The 6,682-nt window shown below is 67.2% G+C and carries 4 protein-coding genes; all 4 read left to right on the top strand.

The window, feature by feature from the left end:
* Nucleotides 1-1,563 (top strand): malate synthase A (gene aceB, locus ACW6W5_RS11790; protein ID WP_458233646.1); only part of this gene is annotated, 1,563 nt, incomplete at its 5' end.
* 52 nt (nt 1,564-1,615) lie between these two features.
* Entirely contained in the window at nt 1,616-2,908 is a 1,293-nt protein-coding gene (aceA, locus tag ACW6W5_RS11785; protein WP_152154430.1) for an isocitrate lyase, read from the top strand.
* A gap of 223 nt (nt 2,909-3,131) precedes the next feature.
* Nucleotides 3,132-4,178 (top strand): GGDEF domain-containing protein, encoded by a 1,047-nt coding sequence (locus ACW6W5_RS11780; protein WP_121044364.1) that lies wholly within the window; start codon nt 3,132-3,134, stop codon nt 4,176-4,178.
* Between the two features lie 13 nt (nt 4,179-4,191).
* On the top strand, nt 4,192-6,681 hold the full coding sequence (locus ACW6W5_RS11775; RefSeq protein ID WP_121044361.1) for a putative peptide modification system cyclase: 2,490 nt from the start codon (nt 4,192-4,194) through the stop codon (nt 6,679-6,681).
* The last annotated feature ends 1 nt before the right edge of the window (nt 6,682 follow it).

Here is a 6,682-nt window from a genome sequence, read left to right as displayed (position 1 = left end):
GCCGGCCAGTCCGCGCTGCTGCCGGCGGGGGTACTGGCGCTGTTGGTGTCGCTGCACCGGGCGGTGGAGCCGGAGCGTCAGCGCCGGCTGCAGGCACGGGTCGCGCGCCAGGCCTTCTTCGATGGCGGCGGCCTGCCGGACTTCCGTGCCGATACCGCGGAGATCCGCGCCGGCGACTGGCACGTCGCCCCGCTGCCGGAGGCGCTGCAGGACCGCCGGGTGGAGATCACCGGCCCGACCGACCCGAAGATGGTCATCAACGCGCTGAACTCCGGCGCCAAGGTGTTCATGGCCGACTTCGAGGATTCCACCGCCCCGGCCTGGCGCAACCTGCTGGCCGGCCAGCAGGCACTGATCGGCGCGGTGCGTGGCGATCTGACCCACACCGGGCCGTCCGTCGATGGGAAGCCGGGCAAGCAGTACACGCTGCGACCGTTCAACGAGCAGGCCGTGCTGATCGTGCGCCCGCGGGGCTGGCACCTGGATGAAAAGCACGTGCGCATCGATGGCCAGCCGATCGCCGGTGGCCTGTTCGATGCGGCGGTCTTCGCCTTCCACAATGCCCGCACGCTGATGTGCAGGCAGCGTGGCCCGTACTTCTACCTGCCCAAGCTGCAGAGCATGGAAGAGGCCGCGCTGTGGGAGACCGCGCTGTCGCACATCGAGGGCATGCTCGGCCTGCCGCATGGGCAGATCAAGGTCACCGTGCTGATCGAAACGCTGCCGGCGGTGTTCGAGATGGACGAGATCCTGCATGCGCTGCGCGATCGCATCGTCGGCCTGAACTGTGGCCGCTGGGATTACATTTTTTCCTACATCAAGACCTTCCGCCGCCACCCCGACAAGGTGCTGCCCGAGCGCGGCCAGGTGACGATGACCCAGCCGTTCCTGAAGGCCTATTCGGAGCTGCTGATCCGCACCTGCCACCGCCGCGGCGCACATGCGATGGGCGGCATGGCCGCGCAGATTCCGATCAACCACGACGCGGCCGCCAACGAGCAGGCGATGGCGCGGGTGCGGGCGGACAAGCTGCGCGAAGTCACCGCCGGCCATGACGGCACCTGGGTCGCCCACCCCGCGCTGATCCCGGTCGCGCAGGCGATCTTCGACGAACACATGCCCGGGCCGAACCAGCACCGCGTGCTGCGCAACGATGTGCAGGTGGGCCGCGATGACCTGATCGCCGCGCCCACCGGCACCGTCACCCGCGCCGGTTTCGAGGGCAACGTGGAGGTCTGCGTGCGCTACCTGGCCGCCTGGCTGGACGGCAACGGCTGCGTGCCGATCCACCACCTGATGGAGGACGCGGCCACCGCCGAGATCAGCCGCAGCCAGCTGTGGCAGTGGCTGCATACCCCCGGCCAGCACCTGGACGACGGCACCGCGATCGACCTGGCCCTGCTCGACGCCACCCTGGCCCAGCTGCCTGCGAGGCTGGGTGACACCACCGCGCTGCCGGGCAGCGCCCGCATCCCCGAGTCCATCGCGCTGCTGGCCGCGCTCAGCCGCCGCGAGGAGCTCACCGACTTCCTGACCCTGCCCGCCTACGACCGTCTTGACTGACCACCCGCCATCCACCTGCTGTTACCGCATCCGTTCCCTTTGGAGATTCGACATGAGCACCCTGCAGACCGCCGAACAGATCCAGCACGCTTGGAACACCGACCCGCGCTGGGCCGGGATCACCCGCAACTACACCGCCGCCGATGTGGTGCGCCTGCGTGGCACCGTGCACGTGGAGCACTCGCTGGCGCGGCTGGGCGCGGAGAAGCTGTGGACGTACCTGCAGGAAAAGGACTTCGTCAACGCGCTGGGCGCGCTGACCGGCAACCAGGCCATGCAGCAGGTCAAGGCCGGCTTGAACGCGATCTACCTGTCCGGTTGGCAGGTCGCCGCCGATGCCAACCTGGCCGGCCAGATGTACCCGGACCAGTCGCTGTACCCGGCCGATTCGGTGCCGGCGGTGGTCAAGCGCATCAACAACACCCTGCTGCGCGCCGATCAGCTGCACCATGCCGAAGGCAAGGATGACATCGACTTCCTGCAGCCGATCGTGGCCGATGCCGAAGCCGGTTTCGGCGGCGTGCTCAACGCCTTCGAACTGATGAAGGCGATGATCGAGGCCGGCGCGGCGGGCGTGCACTTCGAGGATCAGCTGGCCTCGGTGAAGAAGTGCGGGCACATGGGCGGCAAGGTGCTGGTGCCGACCCGCGAGGCGATCGAAAAGCTCAACGCCGCGCGCCTGGCCGCCGACGTGATGGGCGTGCCGACCCTGCTGGTGGCGCGTACCGATGCCGAGGCCGCCGACCTGCTGACCAGCGATGTGGATGGCAACGACCAGCCGTTCACCACCGGTGAGCGCACCGTGGAAGGCTTCTACAAGACCCGCAACGGTCTGGATCAGGCGATCAGCCGCGGCCTGGCCTATGCGCCCTACGCCGACCTGATCTGGTGCGAGACCGGCAAGCCGGACCTGGAGTTCGCGCGCAAGTTCGCCGAAGCGATCCACGCCAAATTCCCGGGCAAGCTGCTGGCCTACAACTGCTCGCCCAGCTTCAACTGGAAGAAGAACCTGGACGACGCCACCATCGCGACCTTCCAGAAGGAGATCGCCAAATACGGCTACAAGTTCCAGTTCATCACCCTGGCCGGCTTCCACGCCCTGAACTACTCGATGTTCAACCTGGCCCACGGCTATGCCCGCCGCCAGATGAGCGCCTTCGTGGAGCTGCAGGAGGCCGAGTTCGCCGCGGCCGACCGGGGCTTCACCGCGGTCAAGCACCAGCGTGAGGTCGGCACCGGCTACTTCGACGCGGTGACCCAGGCGATCCAGCAGGGCCAGTCCTCGACCACCGCCCTGACCGGGTCCACCGAGGAAGAGCAGTTCAACGCCGAACGCGCGGCCTGACCCGGCAAGGGCGGCCAGGGAAGGCCATCAGGGCGGCCGGTCGGGGGACCTGCCGCCCTGTGTCGTCTCCGGACCCGGCTCTTCACATCGTCACACGCGGTAGAACGGGCGTGTTTTCACGATCTTGGGGGGTAAAAGTCGGAAATGGGATAGGGCGCACAGTTTTGAGGAGTGCTATCCTCCTTCGCTCACCAGGGGGACGCTGGAAAGCGGGTGTTCGGAAATGACCGGCAAGGGTGCGGCGGCGATCATGTGCGAACAGGAACCAGACATCGACCGCAAGGCGATGGCTGAGATCGTGCACGCCATCCTGAGCAACGGCGAGTCCGCATTGTTCTCCGAATTCGGCCGGCAACGCAAGCTGCCCTCAGGCACCCATCTGTTCCATCGCGGCCACGCCGGCAGCACGATGTACGTGATCGTCAGCGGCTGCATCGAACTGGACTTCGGCGAAGACCTCGTCGTGAAGTCGCTCGGTCCCAATGAATTCTTCGGCGAGCTGGGCCTGCTGATCGGCGACCACCAGCGCACGGCCGGCGCGCGTGCGGTCGAGGACAGTATCGTGCTGGAACTGGACCACGACGATTTCCAGCGTCTGGTCGACCGCGACCCTGGTCTGCTGGCCTACTTCCTGCGCCGCACGATCATGCGGGTGGTGAGCAACGAGCAGGTGTTGATCCGCCAGCTGCGCCGCCGCAACCACGATCTCGAAACCGCGCTGGACAACCTCTACGTCACCACTCACCAGCTCACCCACACCCGCGAGCTGGTGCGCACCGACGAGCTGACCGGCCTGCACAACCGGCGTGGCCTCGCGCTCTACCTGCAGGACTGCCGTGCGCAGGAAAACAGCGCGCCTCAGGGCCTGCTGCTGATCGACTGCGACCAGTTCAAGCAGGTCAACGATGTGCACGGCCACCAGGCCGGCGACCGCGTGCTGCAGAGCGTGGCCAACATCCTGCGCTCGGTGGCCACCGAGCCGGACGTGGCCTGCCGGCTGGGCGGCGACGAATTCTGCCTGCTGCTGCGCAGCGCCGACCAGGACAGCCTGCAGCACGCCGCCGAGTTCATTCTCAGCGCGGTGCATGGCCTGATCGGCCGTGCGCATGGCGTGCCGCATGTGTGCCCGGTCAGCATCGGGGTCTGTCTGATCGACCCGCAGACCGACTGGAGCGAGTGGTACGCCCGCGCCGACAATGCGCTGTACCAGGCCAAACGGCTGGGCGGCAACCGATTGCACTGGTCGCGATCAGCGACCGCCACACCCTGATCGGGAGATCGGCATGAACGGCGACAACGGAACGTCGACCCAGGCCCCGCAGATGCGGGCGCTGCTGTTCACCGATCTGTGCGACTCGTTGATCCTGGTCGAGCGCATCGGCGATGCGGCGGCGGCCGAGCTGTTCCAGGCGCATGACCGGCTGGTGCTGGTGTTGCAGCAACAGTGGAATGGTCGCCTGATCGATCGTTCCGATGGCCTGCTGCTGTTGTTCGAGCGCGCCATCGATGGTCTCGGCTTTGCGCTGGATTACCAGCGCGGCCTGATGGAGATCGGCAAGCAGCGTGACATCGTGCTGCGCGCCCGCGCGGGCCTGCACGTCGGCGAAGTGCTGACCTGGGAAAACAGCCCCGAGGCGATCAAGGTTGGGGCCAAATCGCTGGAGGTCGAGGGCCTGGCCAAGCCGATGGCCGCGCGCCTGATGGCCCTTGCCCGGCCCGGGCAGATCCTGCTCTCGGCCGTGGCCGAATCGCTGACCCATCGCGCGGTGGGCGAGCTGGGGGAGCGTGGCGAGCGACTGGTGTGGAAATCGCACGGCGGCTGGCGGTTCAAGGGCATGCCCGGTCGCCAGGACATCCATGAAGTGGGTGAACGGGAGTTTGCGCCGCTGCGTGCCCCACGCGGCAGCCCCAAGGCCCGCCGTGCCGTGCCGCTGTGGCGCCGGCCGATGACACTGCTGGCCGAGGTGGCGCTGGTGGCAGGCATGGTCTTCGGCACCTGGGCCTTTCTACGCCCGACGCCGGCCATTGCCTTCGGCGAACGGGATTGGGTGGTACTGGGCAACCTCCATAACCTGACCGGCAATGCACTGCTGGACGACAGTCTTCAACAGGCGTTCCGCATTTCTCTGGAGCAGTCGCGTTACGTCAATGTGCTCAGCGACATGAAGGTGCAGGAAACGCTGGAGCGGATGCGTCGCGAAGGTGGAGCGCTGGACCGCGACGCGGCGATCGAGGTCGCGCTGCGTGAGGGTGCCAGAGCCGTGATCGTACCCACCGTGGCCGAAGTGCATGGGCGGCTGCGTGTTTCACTGGAACTGATCGATCCCAACACCGGCAATACGGCGTGGTCCGACCATGCCGATGGCCGCGGCATGGAATCCCTGCTGGGATCCACCGATGACGTCGTGGCTCAGATGCGCGCCGAGCTCGGCGAGGCCATGCATGACATCTCGCGGGACTCGATGCCCCTGCCCAAGGTGGCGACGGCCAGCCTGGATGCGCTGCATGCCTACGCGATGGGCGTCAAAGCATACGGCGATGGACGCTATGACGACGCGCAGCGGTTTTTCGGGCAGGCGGTGCGTTTCGATCCGGACTTCGCGTTCGCCTACCTGGCACAGCTGCGCATCCAGTGGGGCCGGGGCAATCCCGAAGGGGCCCGGCAATCGCTGGCCGCGGCAAAACGCGCTGCCGGTCGCTTGTCAGGACGGGATCGGCTGTACATGGACGCCTGGGATGCCGATCTCAACGGCGCCGGAACACTCGCCACGGCCGAAAAGTGGAAGCTCTTGGGCGATCTCTATCCCGATTACCACGGCGCCCATGCCAACTACGCCTGGTCCATGCTGAGCGTGGGGCGGTATAGCGAGTCCGAGCAGGCTGCACGCAAGGCCGCTGTCGCACAGAACCCGTTGCAGGCCATGGCGTTGCAGGCGCTCGGTCGCGCCGAGCTGGCGCAGAATCACGCCGATGCGGCACTGCGCAGCTATCGTCAATCCGCACGGATCGGTCAATGGTCAGTGAACCGCCACATGGTCGCCGCGCTCGCCGCTCATGGCGACCTGGTGGGCGCCCAGCGCATGCTTGCCGCCGCTCGGGAGGATGATCTTGCCATGCACCTGGAGGGCACCGCCGTCGCGCTGGACGCAGGCGAGCCGGCGGCGGCACTGCGGGCCAATGCAGGTGCCCTGCGCCACTGTGGTGACAATGCGCGGATCTGCGGAATGTTCCAGGCGCAGTCGCTTTCGCTGGCCAGCATTGCCGTGCGAAAGGCCGGCGCACACGAATATGAGCAGCTTATCGCCACCATGATCGCGCAGGCGGCCGATCCTGCGGCAGGTGAGCGGGGAGAGTGGCTGTACATGGCCGCTGCCTCGGCCTATCTCGCGCAACGCGCCGAGCTCTATGACGTGGCACGTCGCCAGTTGCCGCATCTGCAGCGACTTGCCAAGGCACTGGATGACCCGCGTGGAACGCAGATGGTGGCGGTGCTGGTGGCCAACCAGGATCGCGTGGATGGCCGGGCTGCGCAATCGGTGCAGCGTTTGCGCGCGCTCATCGACGGCAGCGAGTTGTTCCAGGTCCACGTCGCCCTGCAGGACAGCCTGGTGGCCGCCGGGGACCAGGTGGCTGCCGCCGCCGAGCAACGCTGGCTGGCGACACAACGCGGCAGGGCCTACGCGGAGAACGCCGGTTCCTATCTCCTGCAGGCGCTGAATGTCCATGACAGCCGGGCCGCGCAACGACGTCTGGACGCGACGTCGTTGCAGTAAC

Source organism: Stenotrophomonas sp. IS26, from assembly GCF_054188265.1.
This window is presented reverse-complemented; position numbering and strand designations above follow the sequence as displayed.

What these genes read in the sequence shown, in the direction of transcription:
- aceA (WP_152154430.1), top strand. Translation starts at nt 1,616, where the DNA reads ATGAGCACCCTGCAGACCGCCGAACAGATCCAGCACGCTTGGAACACC.
- ACW6W5_RS11780 (WP_121044364.1), top strand. Translation starts at nt 3,132, where the DNA reads ATGACCGGCAAGGGTGCGGCGGCGATCATGTGCGAACAGGAACCAGAC.
- ACW6W5_RS11775 (WP_121044361.1), top strand. Translation starts at nt 4,192, where the DNA reads ATGAACGGCGACAACGGAACGTCGACCCAGGCCCCGCAGATGCGGGCG.